Genomic DNA, 23,537 nt, shown 5'->3' with positions numbered 1-23,537 from the left:
TCCTCACCCGATATGAAAAGCCCGCTATTTACTCGATAGCGGGCTTTTTTGCTTTCAGCTCATTGCCAAAGCGTTCCGTCCAGTGGCGAACGCGGGTGGCTCGAAGCCCGTGAGAGGCGGCAACGGTGCGGTCCATAGCGCTACCTCCACCTGCGCGCTTTGCGCCGCGCAGCCCTGGCCGAGTCGGGAGCTGCCGACGTCAGGAGCCACCACGTTCGGATTGCCGTGCTTCTCCAGGCTACCCGGTGTGCGCGCATCGAGCGGGTCGTACCAGGCACCGGTGGCAATCTGTGCCACGCCGGGCCGGATGCCATCGGACAGCACGGCGCCGGCGAGAAACCCGCCTTGTGCGTTGAAGACGCGAACCACGTCACCCGCGGCGATGCCGCGGCGCCGGGCGTCTTGCGCGTTCAACGTGATGGGCTCGCGCCCCGCGATCTTCGAGGCACGGCTCAGCGCGCCATGGTCGTACTGGCTGTGCAGCCGCGTTGCGGGTTGATTCGACAGCAGATGAATCGGCCAGGCCGAGGGCTCCGGCTCAAACCAATGGGCGTGGCCGGGGCAGTCGTCGTAGCCGAAGCTCGCAATGCGTTCTGAAAAGAGTTCGATCAGCCCTGAGGGGGTCGGCAAAGGATGAGCGGCTGGGTCGGCGCGGAAGTGAGCGAGCAGCACGGTTGGCGCCGCGGGTCTCGTTCTGGTTCGTGAGACGTCGAAGCGTCCGGCCTCCCAAAAATCGTCGAAGGCGGGCAGTGCGATGCCGTCCGCCTCCGCCCTCGGCCGCGATGTCTCGTAGAGATGTCGCAGCCACTGCCGCGCGTCGCGCCCTTCCGTATAGGCCTGCGCCACACCCAGGCGCTCGGCGAGCTGGGTGAAGATGGTGTAGTCGTCGCGTGCCTCGCCTACCGGCGCAACAGCCGCGCGCATCGCGATCATGAAGCGCTCGCTGCCTGCGCTGCCGATGTCGTCGCGCTCCAGCGAAGTGGTGGCGGGCAGCACGATGTCGGAGTACTTGGCCTGTGCGGTCCAGTACTGTTCGTGCGTGATGATCGTTTCGGGCCGCTGCCAGGCCTCGATGGTGCGGTTCAGGTCCTGGTGGTGGTGAAACACGTTGCCGCCGGCCCAGTGGACGAGTCGGATGTCCGGGTAGCGGTGATGGCCGCCGTTGTATTCGAAGGGCTCGCCCGGATGCAGCAGCATGTCGGCGATGCGCGCCACCGGAATGAAGTCGGCCACGGGGTTGGTGCCTTGCGGCAGGCGCGCCCCCGAGAAGCTGCCGTGCCCACTGCCGATGTAGTTCATGCAGCCGTAGCCCAGGCCGAAGCCGCCGCCCGGCAGGCCGACCTGGCCGAGCAGCGCGGCCAGCGTGACGGTCATCCAGAACGGCTGCTCGCCGTGCCGTGCACGCTGCAGCGAGTAGGTGCAGTTCACCAGCGTGCGGTGCGCCGCCATGCGGCGCGCGAGCTTGGCGATGGCTTCGGCCGCGATGCCGGTGCGTTCTGCTGCCCACGCGGGTGTCTTGGGCACACCGTCGGACAGGCCGAGGATGTAGTCGCGGACCCGCTCGAAGCCCACCGCGTGGCTTCTGCAGAACGCTTCGTCGTGCAGTTGTCCGTCGATCAGCACGAAGGCCAGGCCCAGCATCAGCGCCGTGTCGGTGCCGGGCCGCACCGGCAGCCACTCGGCGCCGGGCACCGCATCGAGATCGCCCTGCACCGGGCTGATGTTGACGAAGGCCGTGCGGCCTGTCGCCGCCATGCGCCGGATCGCCGGCGCCACGCCGTGGTCGCTCGCGCCGCCGGGGCTCACCTGCGTATTGCGCAGCGGCAGGCCACCGAACGCCACGAAGAGTTCGCAGTGTTCCTCGAGCACCTCCCACGAGGTGTGGTTCTGCAGCAGTGCATCCATGCCGTCGACGATGTGCGGCATCAGCACCCGGCCCGCACCCAGGCTGTAGCTGTCCTTGCTGTAGACGTAGCCACCCAGGGCGTTGAGAAAGCGGTGCAGTTGGCTCTGCGCATGGTGAAAGCGCCCCGCGCTCGACCAGCCATAGACTGCCGCCGAAGATGGCTTTGTTGCCATGCTTTTCCTTCACGCGGCGCAGCTCGTTCGCCACCAGGTCGAGCGCCTCGTCCCAAGGCACCTCGACAAAGGGTTCGAGACCGCGCTGCCGGCCGCTGCGGTGCCGCGTGGAGGCCTCCAGGAAGCCGCGGCGCACTGCGGGACGCCGCACCCGCGTGGGTGAATCGATGGCGCCGACCATCGACTGGCCGATGGCCGAAGGAGCGGCGTCCCATTCGGCCGGCTGCATGCCGGTGAGGCGGCCGTTCTCTACAACAGGGCGATAGACACCCCAATGGGTGGAAGTAAGCGACATGCGTCAGATGCGAGCGAGGTAGTCCGTGACCTTGGCTTTCTGCGGCAGGATCTTGCGGTCCGACAGCCAGTCGGCCGCCTTCTGGAATTCCTGGATGAACTTCGCATCCTGCACGCCATGAACATCCCAGCGGCGCTTGAGCTTGACCAGCGTGTCGCGCACCGCATCGCTGTAGCCGGCATCCTGCTGGCTCAGCGTCTCCGCTTCCACGGGATGCTCGGTGATCCATTTGGCTTCAGCCGCATAGGCCGCATTCACCGCGCGCACGATGGACGAGTTGTCCTCGGAGAACTTGCGGTGCGTGACGTAGGAATTGAAGTCGATCAGAAAGTCGAGGTCGCGCCCTTCGAAGAAGATGTCGTGCGCCTTGTACTCGCTGCGCGCAATGTCCACGCCCGGGCTCCACATCGACCAGGCGTCGATCTTCCCCTGCGCGAAGGCCGGCCCGGCGTCGGGCGGATTGAGGTAGACGAACCTCACCTTGCTGCGGTCGATGTTGTGCTTCTCGAGCGCCGCCACCAGGAGGAACTCGCCCAGACCCGAGCGGTTGACCGCCACCGACTTGCCCACGAGGTCCTGCACCTTGTCGATGCCCGAGCCGTCCTTGGCAATGATGGCGGTGCTGCGCGGCTCGACGATGGCGAACTGCGTGAACACCAGCGGCGAGCCCGCGAGCATGGCCGCCAATGCGGGCGTGGTGCTGCCGCCGAAGCCGAAGTCGGCACTGCCGCCGGTCACGGCCTGCAGCGAGGGCGCATGGTTCGGAAAGGGGCCGATCCACTGCACCTTGATGCCGTCCTTGGCGAGCAGCTTCTCGAATTCGCCGCGGTTCTTGGCGAGCGCAGGAAGGCCGCCGCGGCCCCAGGTGAGCCGCACGGTGTCGGTGTTGCGCGTGGGCTTGGCGGTGCCGGCGGTTTGGGCCCGGGCCAGGCCCGTGGCAAGGGCGCCTGCGCCGGCAAAGGCGGTTTGCAGGAAGCTGCGGCGCGAGGCCGCTGAGAACGATGAGGTCATGAAAATGCGCCGAACGGCGGAAGCAGGAAACAAAAGAAATGGAGTCAGACGTCTGCGCTCTCGGCCGCCACGCCCAGTTCGGCAAGCAGCGCCTCGCGCAGCGCCGCGGCATCGGGATGCGTGCGCCTGGAATTGGCTTCGGGAGAGACCGCGTACTCGCTCGCGATCGCACCGTCGCGCATCACGAGCACGCGATCGGCGAGCGCAATGGCTTCATCGACGTCGTGTGTCACCAGCAGCACGCCGGGCCTGTGGCGCCGTACGAGCTCCTTCACCAAGCCGTGCATGCGAATGCGGGTGAGCGCGTCGAGCGCCGCAAAGGGTTCGTCGAGCAACAGCAGCCGGGGTTCACGTACCAAGGCGCGTGCGAGCGCCACGCGCTGCGCCTGCCCGCCCGAGAGGTTGCGGGGCCAATCGTCCAGCCGGTCGCCGAGTCCGACCTCGGCCAGCGCGGTCTGCGCCAGCGCCTTGCCCGTGGCTTCGTCGAGGCCGAGCGACACATTGCGCCAAAGCGAATCCCAGGGCAGCAAGCGGTGCTCCTGGAACACCACGGCGGGCTGACGCGGACCGTCGATGCGGCCTCCGTCGATCGCGTCGAGCCCGGCCAGCGCGCGCAGCAGCGTGGTCTTGCCGCAGCCGCTTTCGCCGAGCAGCGCGACGAACTCACCGCGAACGACGCGTAAGTTCAGCCCGCCGATCACCGTGCGCTCGCCGTAGCGGCGCTGCAGGCCGTGCACGACGACGGCAGGCGCCTCGTCGCCGCGGGTGTGTCGTGGCGTGCTCATGGCTGGCCCGAGGCTGCGTAGTTGGGGTGCCAGGCAAGCAGCCGCCGTTCGAGAAGCCGGGCGACAGCGTCGGAGCCGACGCCGATGCTTGCGTAGACCACGATGGTGAGCACGATCACGTCGGTGCGCAGGAACTCGCGGGCATCCATCGCGAGGTAGCCGATGCCCGAGCTGGTGGCGATGGTCTCGGCGATCACCAATGCGAGCCACGCCACCGCCAGCGCATAGCGCACGCCCGCCAGGATCGAGGGCAGGGCGCCCGGCAGCACGATGCGGCGGATCAGCGTGATAGTGCTCAGCCCGGTCACCCGTCCGAGCTCCAGCAATTTCGGGTCGACCTGGCGGATGCCCAGCACCGTATTGATGTAGATCGGAAACATCACGCCGAGCGACACCAGAAAGATCTTGCCGCCCTCGTCGACCCCGAACCAGACGATCACCAGCGGCAGCATCGCCAGGAAGGGTATGGCGCGGATCATCTGGATGCTGCGGTCGAGCAAGGCTTCGGCGAGGCGCGAAAAGCCCACCACCGTGCCGAGCGTGAAACCGACCGAGCCGCCGATCACGAAGCCGGTGGCCGCGCGCAGCAGGCTGGTGCCCATGTCGCTGATCAGGCGGCCTTCCTGGATCAATCGCCATGCCGTGGCAGCCACCTTGCTGGGCGCCGGCAGCACGTGGATGGAGAGATAGCCGGCGCGCGCCGCCAGCTCCCACACCACCAGCACGAAAGCCGGCACGAACCACGAGATCAGCAGCAGCTTGTTGCGCGTCAGCGGGCGCGGGGCCGTTTTCCTGGTCGCAGTGTCGGCGGGCGCGGCCGCGGCCGCCGCTTGCGGAAGGTTGTCGAAGACGTGGGACATCGAGGCGAGGCTTTCCATGAGGGTCCCTGTCTGTCGGGAATGTCGGGAGCCGCAGCAGGCTATCGCGCGCGGCTGCAGAAGCCAAAGAACAAAAACGGATCTGCGTATGCGGATTCCGTGCTTGGCTTCTCGCGTCGATGCCTGAAGAATGGCCGTTCTTGCCTTCGAGGTGAGTGTCTCCTCGTCGTACCCGAAGCGACGTTCGGCGGGCCCACCGGGCCCGTTTTTTTTTGATCACTTCAACGCGGAAATCTCCCGGCTCCTGATGAGCCGCGAGCGCAGCACGTTGCGGCTGATGCCCAGTAGCTTGGCGGCCTGCACCTGGTTGCGGTGGCAGAAGTCGAAGGCGGTACGCATCACGGTTTCTTCGATCTTTTCGAACATCTGCTCGTCCGGCTCGTTGAACAGCTCGCGCAGCACGGTCTCCAGCGCCTGCTGCGGAGTGGCGCTCGTCGCCTGTGCCTTGCCCTCGGGAGCGCGGCGCTGGACGTTGAGCGAGGACAGGTGCAAGTGCTCCGCGCCCATCACGCCATTCGGGCAGATCAGCAGTGCGTGGTGAATCACGTTCTCGAGCTCGCGGATGTTGCCGGGCCAAGCGTGAGCGCCGAGCTTCTGCTCGGCGCTCGCATCGAGCTGCACCGCGCCGTAGCCCAGCCGTTGCCTGTACGCCTCGATGAAGTGACGCGCCAGCGGCAGAATGTCGCCGGGCCGCTCGCGCAGCGTCGGCAAGGCGAGGTGCACCACATGCAGCCGGTAGAAAAGATCTTCGCGAAAATTGCCGGCCGCCACCGCGTCCTGCAGTCGCACATTGGTCGCGGCCACCACGCGCACGTCGATCGGCACGCTCTTGCGCGAACCCAGCCGTACCACCTCGCGCTCCTGCAGCACGCGCAGCAGCTTGACCTGGATAGACAACGGCAGGTCGCCGATCTCGTCGAGGAACAGCGTGCCGCCGTTGGCCGCCTCGAACCAGCCCGTCTTGGCCGCAAAGGCGCCGGTGAACGCGCCTTTCTCGTGGCCGAAGAGCTCGCTCTCGACCAAGCTCTCGGAGAAGGCGCCGCAGTTCACCGCCACGAAAGGCTTGCCGCTGCGGCGGCTCAGGTCGTGCACATGCCGCGCGATCAGCTCCTTGCCGGTGCCGGTCTCGCCGATGATGAGCACGTTGGCATCGCTGGGCGCAACCATGCGGATGCGTTCTAGCAGCGCCGCCGAACGCGGGTCCTGAAACACCTGGGCGGTGGCACGGATCGAGGTGGTGAGCTTTCGCGGGTTGGGCAGGGTGAGCAGCGTGGGCGCAAACCGGTCCTCGTCCGGCGCAGAGGCGGCATCGGACGGTGGCAGCACGGCCAGAGGGCGGGTGTAGGCGGTCATGAGTAGAAGGTCGGTAGGGGATATTGCTGCTTGAGGGCCCATTCGCCAATCTCGCGCAGCTTGTAGGCCACGGGGTCGTGCAGGGTCTGGGTGCGCAGGTTGCGCCAATGGCGGTCCAGGCGCAGGCCGCCGTGCGTGGCGCGCGCACCGGCCACGTCGAACATGCGCGTACAGATGTCCAGCCCCGTGTTCGTCGCCGCGACCTTGGCGGTGGCCACGGCCATCGCGACATCGCCGCGTTCGTTCTCGGTCAGCGCGGGGCCGCGCCGCCAAGCCGCATCGAGCCGGTCGGCAGCGCGGTCGGCCAGCACGCGCACGCTCTCCAGACCGACCCAGAAGTCGCCGTAGTGGCCGAGCACATAGGGGTCTTCGTGCATCTGCGCCACCTTGGCCGCGTGCCACGGGCGCGACTCGTGCAGCGTGTAATGCCGCGCATCATTGAAGGCCGCTTCCGCAATGCCGAGGTAGATGTTGGCCAGCACGAGCTGCGACACCAGCGGGCGCAGGCAGGCAAAGGGTGTCGAGAGCGGACCCGGATCGGCCAGCACCTCGTGCTGCTCGACGCGCACCTTCTCGAAGGTCACGCTGCCGCTGTCGGTCTGGCGCTGGCCAATGTTGTTCCAGTCGGGCGCGACGAAGATGCCCGAGCGGCCGGTGGGCACCGCCGCGACGATGAAGGCGCCGCTGCCTTCCTCGCGCGCCGACGCGATGAGCATCTCGGAATCGAGTGCGCCCGAGCAGAAGCTCTTCTGGCCGGTGAACTCGCGCCAGCCTCCGTGCGGGCTGGCCACGGTGCGGTCGTCCAGCGGGTTCAGCGCATTGCCCCAGAACCAGCGGTGGCGCGCCGTCTGCTCGAACCACGGCTCCCACTGCGCGGGCCGCGCGAAGAGGCGCACCGTGGCGAGCATCAGGTGATGAAAGCCGAACACATGCGAGAGCGAGCTGTCGGCCTGCGCGAGCAGGCGCACGACGTCGAACGTCTCCCGCCAATCGGCGCCGCCGCCGCCGAACTCGGCCGGAATGCTCAAGGCGAGCAGGCCGCTCTCGCGCAAGGCATCGCGCTCGGCCTTGGGCGTGCCGCCGCGCTCGTCGCGCTCGACGGCCGTAGACGCAAAGCGCAGCATGAGGTCGCGCGCAATGTCGTGCGGCGATTCGGAAAGCGGAAGAGAGAGAACGGAGCTCACACAAGGCCTCGGTGGTGTGCAGGCAGCACGGTTGCTGCGGCATCAGCATGTTGGAGGCGCTGGCGCACGCAGCCAACGATGCGATCCGTATATCGATCCTTGTTTTGCTTCCATGGCAGCAGTGCAGGCGACGGCATGCGCCGCGTGCAGCAGATCTGGTGTTCTGTTGCTGTTGCAGCAGCAGAACTTGTGCGCTTCGGCGGGTTTCCACGGGCAAAGGCCACTGGCACGCTAACTGCTGAACCGTGCCATGCAACTTTTCTGGTTTCTCCCCACGCACGGCGACAGCCGCTACCTCGGAACCTCGCGCGGTGCGCGCACCGTGAGCCATCGGTATCTGCGGCAGGTGGCGCAGGCCGCCGACGAGTTGGGCTATGAAGGCGTGCTGATTCCGACAGGGCGCTCCTGCGAGGACTCGTGGGTGGTCGCCTCGTCGCTCGCGGCGCAGACCGAGCGGCTCAAGTTCCTGGTGGCGATCCGTCCCGGCATCATTTCGCCGACGGTCTCCGCGCGACAGGCTGCGACGCTCGACCGTTTTTCCGATGGCCGCCTGCTCATCAACGTAGTGACCGGCGGCGATCCCGACGAGCAGCACGGCGATGGCAGCTTCCTGACGCATGCCGAGCGCTACGAGGTCACCGACGAATTCCTGCGCATCTGGCGCGGCGTGGCAGCTGGCGAGACCGTCAACTTCTCGGGCCAGCACTTGCGCGTGGAGAACGCGAAAACGCTGTACCCGCCGGTGCAGAAGCCCTATCCGCCGCTGTGGTTCGGTGGCTCGTCGGATGCGGCCATCGAACTCGCGGGCGAGCAGGTCGACGTCTATCTCACCTGGGGCGAGCCGCCAGCCGACGTGGCCGACAAGATCGCGAAAGCCCGCGCCGCGGCGGCGAAGCATGGCCGTACGCTGCGCTTCGGCATCCGGCTGCATGTGATCGTGCGCGAGACCAGCGAGGCGGCTTGGCGCGCCGCCGACGAACTCATTTCCTACGTGACCGACGACACCATCGCGGCGGCGCAGAAGGCGTTCTCGCGCTTCGACTCGGTGGGCCAGCAGCGCATGGCCGCGTTGCATGGCGGGCGGCGCGACAGGCTGGAGGTGTCGCCCAACCTGTGGGCGGGCGTGGGCCTGGTGCGCGGCGGTGCGGGCACGGCGCTGGTGGGCAGCCCGGAAGAGGTGGCGGCGCGCATCAGGGAGTACGCGGCGCTTGGCGTGGAGACTTTCATCTTCTCGGGCTATCCGCATCTGGAAGAAGCCTATCGCGTGGCCGAGCTGCTGTTTCCGCTGCTGCCGCTCGACCATGTACGCCCGGCGGGGCAGGCCAACATCACCGGCCCCTTCGGCGAGGTCATCGCCAACGACATCGTGCCGCCGTCGTCGCAAGTGTCCGTGCGCGAGAAGGCCGCCGCATGAAGCATTTCTCCGCGGAGGCCGGCGACGAAGTCGTGCCATGGCATGCCACCGCGCAGCGCGTCGCACAGGCATTGGCGAAGACCGCCGTCGAACGCGACCAGCGCGGCGGCACGCCCAAGGCCGAGCGTGACCTGCTGCGCGAGAGCGGCCTGCTGATGCTCAGCGTGCCGACCGAACTCGGCGGCCTGGGCGCGAACTGGCAGCAGACGCTCGATGTGGTGCGCGGCTTTGCGCGTGTAGACAGCTCGGTGGCGCATCTGTTCGCCTTTCATCATCTGCTGCTCGCGACCACGCAACTCTTCGCGCAGCCTGCGCAATGGCAGCCGTGGATCGAGCAGACCCGCGAACAGCGCTGGTTCTGGGGCAATGCGCTGAACCCGCTGGACAAGTCCACGCGCGCGCAGGCCGTCGACGGCGGATACGTGTTCGCTGGCCGCAAGAGTTTCTGCTCGGGCGCCAGCGACTCCGACATGCTGCTCGCCTCGGCCTTCGACGCGAACGACCGCCTGCTGATCGGCGTCGTGCCCACGCGGCGCGCGGGCATCACGGTGCTCGATGATTGGGACAACATGGGCCAGCGCCAGACCGACAGCGGCAGCGTGCTGTTCGACGGCATGCGTGTCGAGTCGAATGAGCTGCTGCTCGACCCCGGTCCGCTCTCGACGCCGTTCGCCTGCCTGCGTCCGCTGCTTGCGCAACTGATCCTCGCGAACATCTACCTTGGCCTGGGGGAGGGCGCTCTCGAGGAAGCGAAGTCTTTCACGCTGCAGCAAGGCCGGCCCTGGCTGTTCTCGACGGCTTTGGCGGCAAACGAAGACCCTTATGTGCTCACGCACTACGGCGATTTCTGGCTCGCGCTGCAAGGCGCGCGCATGCTGCTCGACCAGGCGGCGGCAGCGTTCGACCAGGCCTGGTTGCGCGGGCCTTCGCTCGATGAACACGAGCGCGGCCAGGTCGCCATCGCCGTGGCCGCAGCCAAGGTCGCGAGCACGCGCGCGAGCCTCGAGGTGGCGCACCGCATGTTCGAGGTGACAGGCGCGCGCGCGACCACGGCCGCGCTGCGCCTGGACCGCTACTGGCGCAACCTGCGCGTGCACACGCTGCACGATCCGGTGGACTACAAGGTGCGCGAACTCGGCGACTGGGCGCTCAATGCGCATGTGCCGCAACCCAGCTTCTATTCCTGAGCTCCGGCGTCTCATGCAATGGGCCTGCGACTTCGCGTTGCAGGCCCGTTGTGCTTTCCGGCCTGCACATCGCACTGCTGCCAGCCGAGCAGTTTTCTCGCCGGGTTGCTGCCTGGCGTTCATTCGGTGGCCGCATACCGATCTGCTTCAAACAACTATGGCCGCCGAGCTGCTGTCTCGCCAGCAACTCACCCGCAGCCTGCTGCCGATTCAGCATGCAGGGCCGCGACCAATTTGCTCTAACTCGTTGATTCGTAAGGGAAAAGGAAGTGGCACGCCATTCGCTTATATCCAATGCGCCGCGAACGGATCGCAGCTTCCAAACAGAGGTCATATCACCATGAGTCGAAAACTGAAAGTCGTTGCCGTTTCCGGCAGCCTGCAACGTCCCTCGCGCACGCTGGTGCTGGTCGATCAACTGCTGGCCGCATTCGGCGACGAGATCGCCATCGATACGCGCGTGATCTCGCTCGGCGAGATCGGTCCGCAGCTTGCCGGCGTGCTGTACCGCAACCAGCTGCCTGCCGTCGTCGAAGAAAGCATCGCGGCCATCGAGTCAGCCGACCTGCTGCTGGTGGCGAGCCCTGTCTACCGCGGTTCGTACACGGGCCTTTTCAAGCACCTGTTCGACTTCGTTCATCACGAGGCACTGACAGACAAGCCCGTGCTGCTCGCTGCCACCGGAGGCAGCGACCGCCATGCACTGGTCATCGACCACCAGTTGCGTCCGCTCTTCAGCTTCTTCCAGGCACGCACGCTGCCCATCGGTGTCTACGCGGTCGAGAAGGACTTCGAGGGCTACGAGATCGCCAACCCCGCGCTGCGCGAGCGCATCGCGCTGGCCGTGGCGCGCGCCGTGCCGCAACTGCGTGACGCCGCCCCGGCCACCGCGCCCGCCCCCCGCAAGCCCGCGCCCGTGGCGCTGGCCGCCTGAAGCCCTATCGACCGTTCACAAAGAGGAACCTAGCCATGAGCCAACCGTCTTCCACCGCCGCCCCCGTCAAGTTCGCCTACTGGGTGCCCAACGTCAGCGGCGGACTCGTGGTCAGCACCATCGAGCAGCGCACCGACTGGAGCCTGGAGTACAACCAGCGCCTCGCGCTCGCGGCCGAGAAGGCCGGCTTCGAATACGCGCTGAGCCAGATCCGCTTTACCGCCGGCTATGGCGCGGAGTACCAGCATGAATCGGTGTCCTTCAGCCAGGCGCTGCTGCATGCGACCACCAAGCTCAAGGTGCTGGCCGCGATCCTGCCCGGCCCGTGGAACCCCGCCGTGGTGGCCAAGCAGATCGCCACCATCGACCACATTTCCAACGGCCGCATCGCCATCAACGTGGTGAGCGGCTGGTTCAAGGGCGAGTTCCAGGCCATCGGCGAGCCATGGCTGGAGCACGACGAGCGCTATCGCCGTTCCAACGAATTCATCCGCGCGCTCAAGGGCATCTGGACGCAGGACAACTTTACCTTCAAGGGCGATTTCTACCGCTTCACCGATTACACGCTGAGCCCGAAGCCGGTGCAGAAGCCCCACCCCGAAATCTTCCAGGGCGGCAGTTCGCGCGCCGCGCGCGACAACGCGGCCAGCGTGTCGGACTGGTACTTCACCAACGGCAACACGCCCGAGGGCCTGAAGGCCCAGATCGACGACATCCAGGCCAAGGCGGCGCAGAACGGCCACACGGTGCGCATCGGCGTGAACGCCTTCGTCATCGCCCGCGACACCGAGGAAGAAGCGAAGGCGGTGCTGGCCGACATCATCAAGCACGCCCACGTCGAGGCGGTGCATGCCTTCGGCGATGCGGCCAAACAGGCCGGCAAGTCGTCGCCCGAGGGTGAGGGCAACTGGGCCAAGTCGACCTTCGAAGACCTCGTGCAATACAACGACGGCTTCCGAACCAACCTGATCGGCACGCCGCAACAGATCGCGGAGCGCATCGTGGCGCTCAAGGCCATCGGCGTCGATCTGGTCCTGACGGGCTTCCTGCACTTCATCGAAGAGGTGGAGTACTTCGGCGAGAAGGTGCTGCCGCTGGTGCGCAAGCTCGAAGCCGAGCAGGCCGCGCACGCAAGCCAGCGCACCCAGGCAGCGCTGGAAGCTGTCGCGTGAACCTCGCGATGCGCGACTTTCTCTTCGAGGCGAGCCCGGTCTCGCTCGGTGTCGATCCGGTGGCCTTCGTGCCTGCGGGCCGGACAGCACCGGCGGGCGAGGGCCCCTCTACCGCTGCCGTGCTGCGGCTGGAGGGCATCGACCTGTCCTTCGGTGGCGTCACCGCGCTGGCGGGTGTGGACCTGTCGATCGCCAGGGGAGAGATTCGCGCCGTCATCGGCCCGAACGGGGCCGGCAAGAGCTCGCTGGTCAACGTCATCAGCGGGCTGTACCGGCCCGACCATGGACGCGTGTGGATCGGCGGGCGCAGCTTCGGCCATGTGCCGACCGCGCAGTTGGCACGGCTGGGCATCGCACGCACCTTCCAGAACCTGGCGCTGTTCAAGGGCCTGAGCGTGCGCGACAACATCGTGCTTGGTCGCGTCGATGCGGCGCGCGCCACGTTCATCGAGCAACTCGTGGGCCTGGGCCGCGCACGCCGTGAACGCGAGGATGCGCGCGCACAGGCCGACGCGATCATCGGCTTCCTTGGCCTCGGCGCTGTGAGCGAGCGGCCGGCCGGCACGCTGGCCTATGGATTGCAGAAGCGCGTCGAACTGGCGCGGGCGCTGGTCGCCTCGCCGCAACTGCTGCTTCTCGACGAGCCGATGGCCGGCATGACCGTGACCGAGAAAACCGAAATGGCGCAATTCGTGCGCGCCGCACGCGACGAGTTCGGCACCACCATCCTGCTGATCGAGCATGACATCGGCGTGGTGCTGGGCTTGTCGGACCGCGTGGCCGTGCTCGACTATGGCCGCAAGATCGCCGACGGCACGCCAGCCGAGGTACGCAGCGATCCGGCGGTCATCGACGCCTACCTGGGCGTGGCCCACGACGACGAAGCGGAGCAGGGCTGATGGACGCCTCGGATCTGAGCTTCTTCGCCGAAGTGCTCATCGGTGGCCTGCTCTCGGGCGTGATGTATTCGCTCGTGGCCATCGGCTTCGTGCTGATCTACAAGACATCGGGCGTGCTCAACTTCGCGCAGGGCGCGCAGTTGCTGTTCGCCGCGCTCACCTTCGTGAGCCTGGTCGAGCGCGGCATGCCCTTTGCGCTCGCTCTGGTGCTGACCTTCGCGCTCATGGTGCTGCTGGGCCTCGCCATCGAGCGCACCGTGCTGCGCCCGCTGGTGAACCAGCCGCCGATCACGCTGTTCATGGCGACGCTGGGCCTGTCGTATGTGATCGAAGGCGTGGCTCAGCTGGTGTGGGGCACGCAGGTGCATGCGCTGGAACTCGGCATCGCGGACGAGCCGCTGCAGTTCTTCGGCATCATGGTCTCGACCTTCGACCTGTTCGCCGCCGCGGCGGCAGGCGTGATGGTGGCGGTGCTCTCGGCCTTCTTCCGCTACACCCGCGTGGGCCTCGCGTTCCGCGCGGTGGCGGACGACACCTATGCCGCCATTGCGGTCGGCCTGCGCCTGCCGCGCATCTGGGCCACGGTGTGGGCCGCGGCCGGCGTCGTCGCGCTGGTGGCGGGGCTGCTGTGGGGCGCGCGGCTCGGGGTGCAGTTCTCGCTCTCGCTCGTGGTGCTGAAGGCGTTGCCGGTGCTGGTGCTGGGTGGCTTCGATTCGATCCTCGGCGCGATCGTCGGCGGGCTGGTGATCGGTGCGCTCGAGAAGCTGGCCGAGGTGTATATCGGGCCCTTCGTGGGCGGCGGCATCGAGAGCTGGTTCGCGTACGTTGCCGCGCTCGCCTTCCTGCTGATCAGGCCGAGCGGACTGTTCGGGCAGAAGCTCGTCGAGAGGGCCTGAGCAATGAGCACCGTCGCGTTGCCCCGGACGCTGCCCGCGTGGATCTGGCCCCTCGCCGTGCTGGGCGCCGCCTACGGCGTCGTGCCGTTCGTCGCGTCCGAGTATGTGTTCGATGCGCTGCTGATCCCGTTCCTCGCGTTGTCGCTTGCGGCGGTAGGCCTCAACCTGCTGACCGGCTACGCGGGCCAGCTGTCGCTCGGCACCGCGGCTTTCATGGCGGTCGGCGCCTTCGCGGCCTACAACTTCAACCTGCGCGTGGACGGCCTGCCGCTGCTCGCGAGCATCGGCCTCGCGGGCCTGGCCGCCACGGGGGTCGGCCTGGTGTTCGGCCTGCCCAGTCTGCGGCTGCGCGGCTTCTACCTTGCCGTGTCGACGCTCGCGGCCCAGTTCTTCGTGCAATGGGCACTGACCAAGTTCAGCTGGTTCAGCAACGACAACGCCTCGGGCGTCATCGACGCGCCCGCGCTCGAAGTGGCGGGCATCGTGTTCGACACGCCGGCGGGCCGCTACATCTTCTCGTTGACCGTGGTGACCGTGCTCACGCTGCTCGCGTGGCGCCTCGTGCACACGCAAACGGGCCATCACTTCATCGCCGTGCGCGACAACGAACTGGCCGCGCGCGTCGTCGGGGTGCCGGTGCTGCGCACCAAGCTGCTGGCGTTCGCGGTGTCGTCGTTCATCGTCGGCGTGGCGGGCGTGCTGTGGGGCTTCGTGTACCTGCGCACGGTGGAGCCAGCGGGCTTCAACCTCGACCGATCGTTCCAGATCCTCTTCATCGTGATCATCGGCGGGCTCGCGACCATTCGCGGGGCTTTCTTCGGTGCTGCACTGATCGTGGTGTTTCCGCTGCTGCTCTCGCGCGTTGGCAGCTTCTTCTTCGGTGGCTGGTTCGATTCGGGCGTGCTCGACATGAGCCAGCGCATCGTGCTGGGCGCACTGATCATTTTCTTTCTCGCCGTGGAGCCGCGGGGGCTCGTTGCCCTCTGGGACCGCGCGCGCGAGCGGCTCCTGCCGGCCTGAGCGAACGCCTTCATTTTTTCCTTCGTACCAAGAGTCTTCATCACCATGTCTTTCATCAAGCACCTGAAAACCGCGGCCCTGGCCTTCATGCTGGCCGTGAGCGGCCTGCAGCTCGCGCATGCCGATGCCAACGAACAGTTCTTTCCGCTGCAAAGCTACCGCGTGGGTCCTTACGCGGCGGGCGGCACGGGCTTCTTCGGCGGCTTCATCGACTACCTGAATCTCGTCAACACGCGCGACGGTGGCGTCGGCGGTGTCAAGTTGACCTGGGAAGAGGGCGAGACACAGTACGAGGTGGAGCGCGGCGTGGAGGTGTACGAGCGCCTGAAGCAGCGCCCCGGCATCGCGGCCTGGAACCCGTTGTCGGTCGGCATCGCCTACGCGCTGATCGACCGCGTGACGGCCGACAAGGTGCCGCTGCTCACCATCAACCACGGCCGCACCGACACCACCGACGGCCGCGTGTTCAAGTACATCTTTCCGCTGCTGCTCAATCCGTATAGCGAAACCTCGGGCATCGTGAACTACATCGCGGGCAAGGAGGGCGGCACCGACAAGCTCAAGGGCAAGAAGATCGTGGTGCTCTACCACGGCTCGCCCTACGGCAAGGAGACCATTCCGGTCTATGAGCTGCTCGCGAAGAAGTACGGCTTCACGCTGCAGCAGATCGAGGTGCCGCACCCGGGCAACGAGCAGCAGTCGCAGTGGCTCGCCATCCGCCGCTCCAAGCCGGACTACGTGGTGCTGCGCGGCTGGGGCGTGATGAACCCGGTAGCGCTCAAGACGGCGCAGAAGACCGGCTTTCCGGTCGACCACATCGTAGGCAACGTCTGGTCCAACTCCGAGGAAGACGTGATTCCCGCGGGCGACGCGGCCAAGGGCTACGTGGCCATCACAACGGTCGCGGCCGGTGCGCAGTACCCGGTGCTGCAGGACATCGCGAAGATCGTCTACGGCGCGGGCAAGGGCAACCTGCAGGACCCCAAGCGCATCGGCAGCGTCTATCACAACCTCGGCGTGCTCAACGGCATCCTGAACGTCGAGGCCATCCGCATCGCGCAGGCCAAGTTCGGCAAGCGCACGCTCACCGGCGACGAGATCCGCTGGGGCCTGGAGAACCTGAAGATCGACGAGGCGCGCGCCGCCGCACTCGGCGCCAAGGGGCTGTTCCATTCGATCAACGTGACCTGGGACAACCATGAAGGCGATGGCCGCGTGGCTTTCCAGCAGTGGGACGGAAGCAAGTGGAACGTGGTGTCCGACTGGATCGCGCCCGACTGGAAGCTGCTGCGGCCGATCATCGAGAAGTCTTCGCTCGCCTATGCGAAAGAGAAGAACGTCAAGGTGCGCAAGAGCATCGACGACTGAACCCCGCCACGCGACGTATGCATTCGAAAGGTCATCCGATGTCCGCTGTTCTCCAATCTTCCGCACCCGTACCTTCACCGGCCGCCAACGATCCGGTGCCTGGCCTGCCGCTGTCCGACAAGCCCGCCCATGTGATCCGCGACGACGCCGAGGCCATCGCGGTGGCGCATGCACTCGCGGCCAAGCTGATCGTCGGCGCCTCGGAGCGCGACCGCCTGCGCCGATGGCCCGTCGAGGAGATCGACGCCTATTCGCAAAGCGGCCTCTGGGCCATCAACGTGCCCCGGGCCTTCGGCGGTGCGGAGGTGTCGTACGCCACGCTGGCCGAGGTGATTGCGATCATCTCGGCGGCCGATCCATCGCTCGGGCAGATCACGCAGAACCACCTGGGCTTCGTCGCCGCGGTGCGCACGGTGTCCGATACTGCGCAGCAGAAGCTGTTCTTCGCCGACTTCCTGCGCGGCGTGCGCTGGGGCAACGCGTTCTCCGAATCGGGCTCCAGGCGCGCGGCCGATTTCGAGACGCGCTTCACCGACGCGGGCGACCATGTGGTGGTGACCGGCAAGAAGTTCTATTCGACCGGCGCGCTGCTCGCGCACTACGTGCCGATCGTGGCCAACGACGAGCAGGGCAATACCTGGTACGTGGTGGCCGATCGCAATGCACCGGGCCTCACGGTGATCGACGACTGGTCGGCCTTCGGCCAGCGCACCACCCTCAGCGGCACGGTGGTCATCGACCATGTGAAGGTACCCAAGTCGCACCTGATCCCGGCGTTCAAGGGCTACGACACGCCTTCGGCCGACGGCGCGATCTTCCAGATCATCCAGGCGGCGGTCGACGTCGGCATCGCGCGCGGCACCATCGCGGAGACGGTCGATTTCATCCGCACCAAGACACGCCCGTGGATCGACAGCCAGCGCGACCATGCCTGGGAAGACCCGTACTCGATCCAGGCCGTGGGCGATCTGCAGATCCGCCTGCATGCGAGCGAAGCGCTGCTGGAGCGCGCGGGCCGCGCCATCGACCACGCCGTGGCCGAGCCCGATGCCGACAGCGTGGCCGCGGCGCAGATCGCGACGGCCGAGGCCAAGGTGCTCTCGACCGAGATCGCGATCCTGGCGACCAACAAGCTCTTCGAGCTGGCGGGCACGCGTTCGACGCTGGGGCAGTACAACCTCGACCGCCATTGGCGCAACGCGCGCACGCACACGCTGCACGACCCGGTGCGCTGGAAGTACGCGATCGTGGGCAACTATTTCCTGAACGGCGTGAAGCCGCCTTTTCACGCCTGGAGCTGAGGTGACGGCTCCCCTGTTGCGCATCGAAGCCGTCGAGGCCGTGTACCAGCGCTCCATCGTCGCGCTGCACGGCGTGAGCCTCGACGTGCACGCCGGTGAGATCCACGCACTGCTCGGCGCCAACGGCGCGGGCAAGTCGACCACGCTCAAGGCGGTGTCGAACCTGCTGCCGGCCGAGCGCGGGCAGGTCACGGCCGGGCGCATCGCCTTCGACGGGCACGACACGGGCCGCACCAGCCCGGCCGATCTGGTCCGGCTCGGCCTGGTGCAGGTGCTCGAAGGCCGTCACTGTTTTCGCACCCTGACCATCGAGGCGAACCTGCTGACCGGTGGGCTCGGCCGCAGCGCGCGGCGCTCGGAAGCCGCCGAAGACCTCGCGCGGGTCTACGCGATTTTTCCGAAACTGAAGGACAGGCGCCGCACGCTGGCAGGCTTGAGCTCGGGCGGCGAGCAGCAGATGACGGCCATTGGCCGCGCGCTGATGTCGCGGCCCCGCCTGCTGGTGCTCGACGAACCCTCGATGGGCCTCGCGCCGCTCGTGGTGCGCGACATCTTCGAGCAGCTGCGGCGGCTCAACCGCGAGGCCGGCCTGTCGATCCTCGTTGCCGAGCAGAACTCTACCGTTGCGCTGCAGTACGCCGACCGTGCAACGGTGCTCGATGCCGGCGTGGCGGTACTTGGCGGCGATGCGCAGGCCTTGCGCCAGCGCACCGATATCCAGTCTTTCTATTTCGGCGAAGGCGTAGCCGCTGGGGCCGTGTCCGAAGCCGTGGCGTGAAAGCCCGGCTCCTACACCTGGGAGTGGCGGTCGCATAGCCGCTTTGCGCATGAGGACATCTGGAAAGCATCGTTGCTGCAGGACGGCGCGCCTTTCAGACTGAGCGGCTTTGCGGTCCGCCACCCATGAGTTCTTCTTTCACAACGAACCCCGACCACGCCGCCGAGGAAGCCCTGCGCCTGCTCGGCCCCGCGCCCGCCAACTGGGTTCCCACGCACGACGGTGTCGACCACAACGTGGTCATCGTCGGCGGCGGCCAGATCGGCAGCGCCTTTTCCTTCGCGCTGCAGCGCGCGGGGGTCGGCGGTGTCAGCGTCATCGATGCGGCGGCTGAGGCGTCGCAGGCCGGCGTGTGGCTCACGCGGGCGCGCATGCACACGCTGCGCACGCTCAAGAACCTGGTCGGCCCCGAAGGCCCGGTCACCGCGCTGGGCTTTCAGGCCTGGTACGAATCGCGGCACGGGCAGGAGGCCTACGCCGCCATCGACCGCATTCCGCGCACGGCCTGGGCCGAGTACCTGGACTGGTTTCGCGGCATCACGGGCACGGCGGTGCGGTACGGCACGCGACTGGTCCGCTTCGAGCCGGTGACGGGCGCGGCCGTGCCGCACTTCAGGCTGCACCTCGAGGTCGGCGGTGCGCCGCGCACCGACACCGCGCGCAAGCTGATCTTCGCGAACGGTGTTGCCGGCAGCGGCGCGCCTTTCGTTCCCGACTTGCTGGCGACCGCCGTGAGCCAAGGCCTCGCGGCCCACACCGGCCATGCGATCGAATTCGCGGCGCTCGCCGGCAAGACCGTGGCCGTGATCGGCGCCGCTGCATCGGCCTTCGACGCGGCCGCCGTGGCACTGGAACATGGCGCGGCGGCCGTGCACCTGTTCTCTCGCCGCGAGCAGATCGCCGCTACGCCCGTGACCCGCGTGCGCGGCTACCCGGGCCTCTACGACAACTACCTTGCGCTGCCCGATGCCACGCGCTGGCACCACGCGGCGCGCTATCGCCACCTGGGCACCACGCCGCCGCCGGACTCGGTGCAGCGCGTGCTGAAGTTTCCCAACTTCCACCTGCACCTGTCCGCGTCGTGGCGGGCCGCCGAGGTGCGGGACGGGAAGGTGGTCGCCTCGGTGCACGACGAGACTTTTCGCTTCGATTTCGTGATTGCCGGCACCGGCTACACGCACGAGCTCTCGCAGCGGCCCGAGCTGGCCGGCGTTGCCGACCTGGTGCTGCGCTGGCGCGACCGCTTCGAGCCGCCCGCGCAGGAACGCGACGAAGAACTCGGCGCGGCACCTTACCTGGGCGCAGGGCTCGAATACCTTGAGAAAGAGCCCGGCACCGCGCCCTGGCTGCGCGACATCCACACCTACAACCCGGGCGGCTTTGCGAGCACCGGCCTGCCGCTGGGCGATGTGCCGAGCATCCGCGGCTATGTGCCCGCGGTGGTGCGCCGCATCAGCGAAGACCTGCTGCTGGCCGACCTCGCGCTGCACGAGGCGCGAACGCGCGCCGACGTTCCAGCGGATTTTGACGAGACACTCTATGCCGACGCCATCTGGCAGGCCGGCAAGCAGCGGCTCGCGGCTTGATGCCTGATGCCGACAGCCGGTTCAGCGCAGGGTGATGCCTGCGGTCTGAATGGTTCTGGCGTAGCGCACGCGTTCGGCGGCGAGCGTGCGCGCCATGTCGGAGGGCAAGCCGCCGGCTACCCTGAAGCCCATGTCCTCGAGCTTCGCCCGGGTCTCCGGTGCCGAGATCACGGCCTGGATGTCGCGGTTGATCTTCGCCACCACCGCGTCAGGCGTGCCTGCGGGCGCGAAGTAGCCCTGCCAGCTCTCGACTGCAAAGCCGGGCAGGCCGGCCTCGGCCATGGTCGGCACGTCGGGAAGCGCGCTCGACCGGTAGGCCGTGGTCACCGCCAGCGCGCGCAGCTTGCCGGCACGCACGTGGTCGGTCACCGCTGCGAGCGTGATCAGCGTGGCGTCCACGTGGCCGGCGATCACGTCCAGCGTGGCAGGGCCGCCGCCGGAGTACGGGATGTAGTTCACTTGCGCGCCGGTGTCCTGCGCGATCATTTCGTGTGCCACATGGGCGATGCCGCCGTTGCCGGGCAGCCCGAGGCTGATCGATAGCGGCTGTGCCTTGGCGCGTGCCAGGTAGCTGCGAAAGTCGTTGATCCCGGTCTTTGGGTTCACCACCAGGATCTGCGGATTCACCACCGCCTTGATCACCGGCGCGAAGGCTTTCTGCCCGTCGTAGGGGAGGCGGTCGAAAAGAATGGCGTTCAGCGTCAGCCCTTCGCCTTGCTGCAGCAGCGTGTAGCCGTCGGCCGGCGCCTTGGCGACGCGCGCGGCCCCGATGGTGCCGCTGGCGCCAGCCAGGTTCTCGACCACCACCGACTGGCCCCAGCGTACGGACAGGCGCTCCGCGATGAGCCGAGTGAGCTTGTCGGCGCTGCCGCCCGCGGCCACCGGCACCACGATGTGCACGGGTTTCGAGGGGAAGCTGGCCGCTTCGTCGGCCGCGGCATGGGCGAGCGGGTGGAGCGCCGCGAAGGCCACGACGCCCAGCAGCACGGTGCGGCGAGACGCGCGCGACAGGGGAATTGTTTTCATCATCGGCGCAATCTATGTGCGCCCGCGGGACTGCCCAACGAAGCAAACCGGATATGCGTAGAAGAAAAACTTCCTTGAACCTGCGAGAACCGCTGCATACCCTGCGGCACAGGATCGCCCCCTCATTCCCCCGAATTTCCGAAAGCCCCCATGAGCCTCACCGAACTTCCCGTCGAAACCGCAGGAAACGACATTGCCAGCGCCCGTGCGCGCGCCGTGGACGCCTTCCTCGCGCAGGCCCGGAGCCTGCTGCGTCCCGGCGCCGGCACCCCGGGCGGCGCGCTGCAGGCCGTGGCCGATACGCTGGTCCGCCTCGGCCAGCGCCATTCGCTGTTTCCGGCCGCCCACTTTCCCATCGATGCGCAGCGCCCCTCGCAGGTCTACCGGCTGGCCGAGGACGCGGACGGGGGCTTCGCGCTGTACCTGTCGGCCGGCCTGGCGGGCAAGGCCCAGCCGCCGCACGACCACACGACATGGGCCGTGATCGCGGGCGTCGAGGGCAATGAACGCAACGTGATCTACCGCCGCGAAAAGACCGGCGACCCGGCGCGCGATGCGCTGGTGCAGCAGCGCACCGTCGACGTGGCGTCAGGAAACGCCGTCGTGCTGTTGCCGGACGACGTGCACACCATCGAACTGATCGACGGCCAGGACGGCCGCCATTTGCACTTCTACGGCCGCGCGCTCGAACTGCTCGACAAGCGCGTGGTGTTCGAAGGCACCGAGGGCGGCAGCTACCGCCATTTCGCGCCGCCGAAGAATATCCGCCATCCGGTCATCCGCCCGGAGGCGCTGAAGGCCGCGCTGTCCGACGGCGAAGAGATCGCGCTGCTCGATGTGCGCGAGGCCGGCGTGTTCGTGCGCAGCCACATCCTGTTTGCGGTCTCGGCACCGCTGTGGCGGCTGGAGGTGCTGATCGACCGCCTCGTGCCGCGCCGCGGCACTCGCATCGTGCTGGCCGACGCCGACGAGTCGCTCGCGCACCAGGCAGCCGCCAAGCTCGTGCGCCTCGGCTGGCGCAACGTGTCCGTGCTCGCCGGCGGAACGCAGGGCTGGGCCGCCTCGGGCTACGAGCTCTTCAGCGGCAGCAATGTGCCGAGCAAGGCCTTCGGCGAAGTCATCGAGCAGAAGAAGCACACGCCCTGGATCTCGGTCGACGACCTGCACCAGCGCGTGGAGCGCGGCGACGACGTCGTGGTGGTCGACAGCCGCACGCCGGAAGAGTTCGCCGACTTCAGCCTGCCGTTCGCCCACAGCCTTCCGGGCGCCGAGCTGGTCTACCGCATCCAGGAACTCGCGCCCCGGCCGGAGACGTTGGTGGTGGTCAATTGCGCGGGCCGCACGCGCAGCATCGTCGGCGCGCAGACGCTCATCGATGCGGGCATTCCCAACCCGGTGGTCTCGCTCAAGGACGGCACCATGGCGTGGTTGCTGGCGGGCCGAAAGCTCGCGCATGGCCGCGCGGCGCCGCTGCCCGAGCCGGGCGAACGCACGCGGCAGGAAGCCCGCGCCCGCGGGGAAGACGTGGCGGCGCGCGCCGGGGTGCGCCGCATCGATGCGGCCGAATTCGCGCGCTTCGAGAACGAGTCCGACGAACGCTCGCTCTACCGTTTCGACGTTCGCACGCGCCAGGAATACGAAGCCGGTCACCTGGAGGGCTGGCGTTGGGCCCCGGGCGGCCAGCTCGTGCAGGCCACCGACGAATACGTGGGCACCCGCCGCGCCCGCATCGTTCTGGCCGATTGGGACGGCGTGCGTGCACTGACCACCGGGGCGTGGCTTGCGCAGTTGGGCGGACACGAAGTGTTCGTGCTTTCGCCTCCGGCCTTGCCGGTGCTGGTGCTCGGCCCGGAACCCGTGCGCGTGCTGTCGCTGCGCGCGCCCGCACCGGAAATTGCACCGCGCGAAGCCGCCGCAGCCCTCGAGGCGGGCATTGCGGTGGTATTCGATGTGGAGCGCCGCTCGGCCTACGAGCGCCGGCATGTCGAGGGCGCGCGATTCGCGGTGCCCGACCGGCTGCAGGAGTTCGTCGCCGACGTGCCTCTATCGCAGCGTATCGTGCTCACCTCATCGGACGGCGTGCTCGCGCGCATCGTGGCGGCAGAACTGGGGGCGCGCATCGGCCGCGAAGTTCACGCACTGGCGGGCGGCACCCAGGCCTGGGCGGCAGCGCGCCTGCCCACGGGCAATGGTCCCGAAGGCGTGCTGACCGGCGACGACGACCATTGGTACAGCCCCTACGCACACGTCGATCCCGCCAGGCGCGACGCCGGGTTCAAGCAGTACCTGGACTGGGAGATCGGCCTGGTGGCGCAGCTCGAACGCGAGGGCGACGTCGGCATCCGCCTCGTCGAGCCCGCAGCGCGCTGAA

19 protein-coding genes and 1 pseudogene are annotated in these 23,537 nt (G+C 67.7%); 12 read left to right on the top strand and 8 right to left on the bottom strand.

Annotation, left to right across the window (positions count from 1 at the left end):
* Nucleotides 1-54 precede the first annotated feature (54 nt).
* From QFZ42_RS12715 to QFZ42_RS12685, 7 genes and pseudogenes are all read right to left on the bottom strand, one after another.
* Nucleotides 55-2,079, bottom strand: a complete 2,025-nt coding sequence (locus tag QFZ42_RS12715) for a molybdopterin-dependent oxidoreductase (RefSeq protein ID WP_307701296.1) — start codon at nucleotides 2,077-2,079, stop codon at nucleotides 55-57.
* A 40-nt stretch (nucleotides 2,080-2,119) separates the two neighbouring features.
* A pseudogene (locus QFZ42_RS12710) lies at nucleotides 2,120-2,308 on the bottom strand (hypothetical protein); the annotation flags it as partial.
* 69 nt (nucleotides 2,309-2,377) lie between these two features.
* Nucleotides 2,378-3,385, bottom strand: coding sequence for an NrtA/SsuA/CpmA family ABC transporter substrate-binding protein (locus tag QFZ42_RS12705; RefSeq protein ID WP_307701295.1), 1,008 nt, complete (start codon nucleotides 3,383-3,385; stop codon nucleotides 2,378-2,380).
* Nucleotides 3,386-3,429: 44 nt separating this feature from the next.
* Complete coding sequence (locus tag QFZ42_RS12700) at nucleotides 3,430-4,170, bottom strand: ABC transporter ATP-binding protein (RefSeq protein WP_307701294.1); 741 nt, start codon at nucleotides 4,168-4,170, stop codon at nucleotides 3,430-3,432.
* Complete coding sequence (locus tag QFZ42_RS12695) at nucleotides 4,167-5,048, bottom strand: ABC transporter permease subunit (protein WP_307701293.1); 882 nt, start codon at nucleotides 5,046-5,048, stop codon at nucleotides 4,167-4,169. The genes QFZ42_RS12700 and QFZ42_RS12695 overlap by 4 nt, the downstream gene beginning before the upstream one ends.
* A 216-nt stretch (nucleotides 5,049-5,264) precedes the next feature.
* Nucleotides 5,265-6,401, bottom strand: coding sequence for a sigma-54 interaction domain-containing protein (locus tag QFZ42_RS12690; protein WP_307701292.1), 1,137 nt, complete (start codon nucleotides 6,399-6,401; stop codon nucleotides 5,265-5,267).
* The gene (locus QFZ42_RS12685) at nucleotides 6,398-7,525 is read right to left on the bottom strand and encodes an acyl-CoA dehydrogenase family protein (protein WP_307704226.1); all 1,128 of its coding nucleotides are present in this window, start codon (nucleotides 7,523-7,525) and stop codon (nucleotides 6,398-6,400) included. The genes QFZ42_RS12690 and QFZ42_RS12685 overlap by 4 nt, the downstream gene beginning before the upstream one ends.
* A 310-nt stretch (nucleotides 7,526-7,835) precedes the next feature.
* Between QFZ42_RS12685 and ssuD the strand changes: the two genes are divergently transcribed.
* The 11 genes from ssuD to QFZ42_RS12630 all read left to right on the top strand — a co-directional run bounded on the left by ssuD (nucleotide 7,836) and on the right by QFZ42_RS12630 (nucleotide 20,140).
* Nucleotides 7,836-8,999: an FMNH2-dependent alkanesulfonate monooxygenase gene (gene ssuD / locus QFZ42_RS12680; RefSeq protein ID WP_307701291.1), complete on the top strand. Its 1,164-nt coding sequence runs from the start codon at nucleotides 7,836-7,838 to the stop codon at nucleotides 8,997-8,999.
* Complete coding sequence (locus tag QFZ42_RS12675) at nucleotides 8,996-10,186, top strand: acyl-CoA dehydrogenase family protein (RefSeq protein WP_307701290.1); 1,191 nt, start codon at nucleotides 8,996-8,998, stop codon at nucleotides 10,184-10,186. The genes ssuD and QFZ42_RS12675 overlap by 4 nt, the downstream gene beginning before the upstream one ends.
* A gap of 340 nt (nucleotides 10,187-10,526) precedes the next feature.
* Nucleotides 10,527-11,120 (top strand): FMN reductase, encoded by a 594-nt coding sequence (msuE, locus tag QFZ42_RS12670; protein ID WP_307701289.1) that lies wholly within the window; start codon nucleotides 10,527-10,529, stop codon nucleotides 11,118-11,120.
* A 35-nt stretch (nucleotides 11,121-11,155) separates the two neighbouring features.
* A complete protein-coding gene (gene sfnG, locus QFZ42_RS12665; protein ID WP_307701288.1) occupies nucleotides 11,156-12,292 on the top strand; it encodes a dimethylsulfone monooxygenase SfnG in 1,137 nt (378 codons plus the stop codon).
* 8 nt (nucleotides 12,293-12,300) lie between these two features.
* The gene (locus QFZ42_RS12660; protein WP_373423389.1) at nucleotides 12,301-13,191 is read left to right on the top strand and encodes an ABC transporter ATP-binding protein; all 891 of its coding nucleotides are present in this window, start codon (nucleotides 12,301-12,303) and stop codon (nucleotides 13,189-13,191) included.
* 14 nt (nucleotides 13,192-13,205) lie between these two features.
* Nucleotides 13,206-14,087, top strand: coding sequence for a branched-chain amino acid ABC transporter permease (locus QFZ42_RS12655; protein ID WP_307704225.1), 882 nt, complete (start codon nucleotides 13,206-13,208; stop codon nucleotides 14,085-14,087).
* A 3-nt stretch (nucleotides 14,088-14,090) separates the two neighbouring features.
* Nucleotides 14,091-15,107 (top strand): branched-chain amino acid ABC transporter permease, encoded by a 1,017-nt coding sequence (locus tag QFZ42_RS12650; RefSeq protein ID WP_307701286.1) that lies wholly within the window; start codon nucleotides 14,091-14,093, stop codon nucleotides 15,105-15,107.
* A 45-nt stretch (nucleotides 15,108-15,152) separates the two neighbouring features.
* A complete protein-coding gene (locus QFZ42_RS12645) occupies nucleotides 15,153-16,475 on the top strand; it encodes an ABC transporter substrate-binding protein (RefSeq protein WP_307701285.1) in 1,323 nt (440 codons plus the stop codon).
* 38 nt (nucleotides 16,476-16,513) lie between these two features.
* The gene (locus QFZ42_RS12640) at nucleotides 16,514-17,776 is read left to right on the top strand and encodes an SfnB family sulfur acquisition oxidoreductase (protein ID WP_307701284.1); all 1,263 of its coding nucleotides are present in this window, start codon (nucleotides 16,514-16,516) and stop codon (nucleotides 17,774-17,776) included.
* A gap of 1 nt (nucleotide 17,777) precedes the next feature.
* Entirely contained in the window at nucleotides 17,778-18,554 is a 777-nt protein-coding gene (locus tag QFZ42_RS12635) for an ABC transporter ATP-binding protein (RefSeq protein ID WP_307701283.1), read from the top strand.
* Nucleotides 18,555-18,679: 125 nt separating this feature from the next.
* Nucleotides 18,680-20,140, top strand: coding sequence for a SidA/IucD/PvdA family monooxygenase (locus QFZ42_RS12630; RefSeq protein WP_307701282.1), 1,461 nt, complete (start codon nucleotides 18,680-18,682; stop codon nucleotides 20,138-20,140).
* A 21-nt stretch (nucleotides 20,141-20,161) separates the two neighbouring features.
* Here QFZ42_RS12630 and QFZ42_RS12625 read toward each other — a convergent pair whose 3' ends face one another.
* Nucleotides 20,162-21,166 carry a tripartite tricarboxylate transporter substrate binding protein gene (locus QFZ42_RS12625; protein WP_373423330.1) on the bottom strand — a complete coding sequence of 335 codons (1,005 nt, stop codon included), beginning with the start codon at nucleotides 21,164-21,166 and terminating at the stop codon, nucleotides 20,162-20,164.
* Between the two features lie 150 nt (nucleotides 21,167-21,316).
* Here QFZ42_RS12625 and QFZ42_RS12620 point away from each other — a divergent pair, with 150 nt between their 5' ends.
* Complete coding sequence (locus QFZ42_RS12620) at nucleotides 21,317-23,536, top strand: rhodanese-like domain-containing protein (RefSeq protein ID WP_307701280.1); 2,220 nt, start codon at nucleotides 21,317-21,319, stop codon at nucleotides 23,534-23,536.
* The last annotated feature ends 1 nt before the right edge of the window (nucleotide 23,537 follow it).

Source organism: Variovorax paradoxus, from assembly GCF_030815855.1.
Lineage (GTDB): Bacteria > Pseudomonadota > Gammaproteobacteria > Burkholderiales > Burkholderiaceae_C > Variovorax > Variovorax paradoxus_M.
This window is presented reverse-complemented; position numbering and strand designations above follow the sequence as displayed.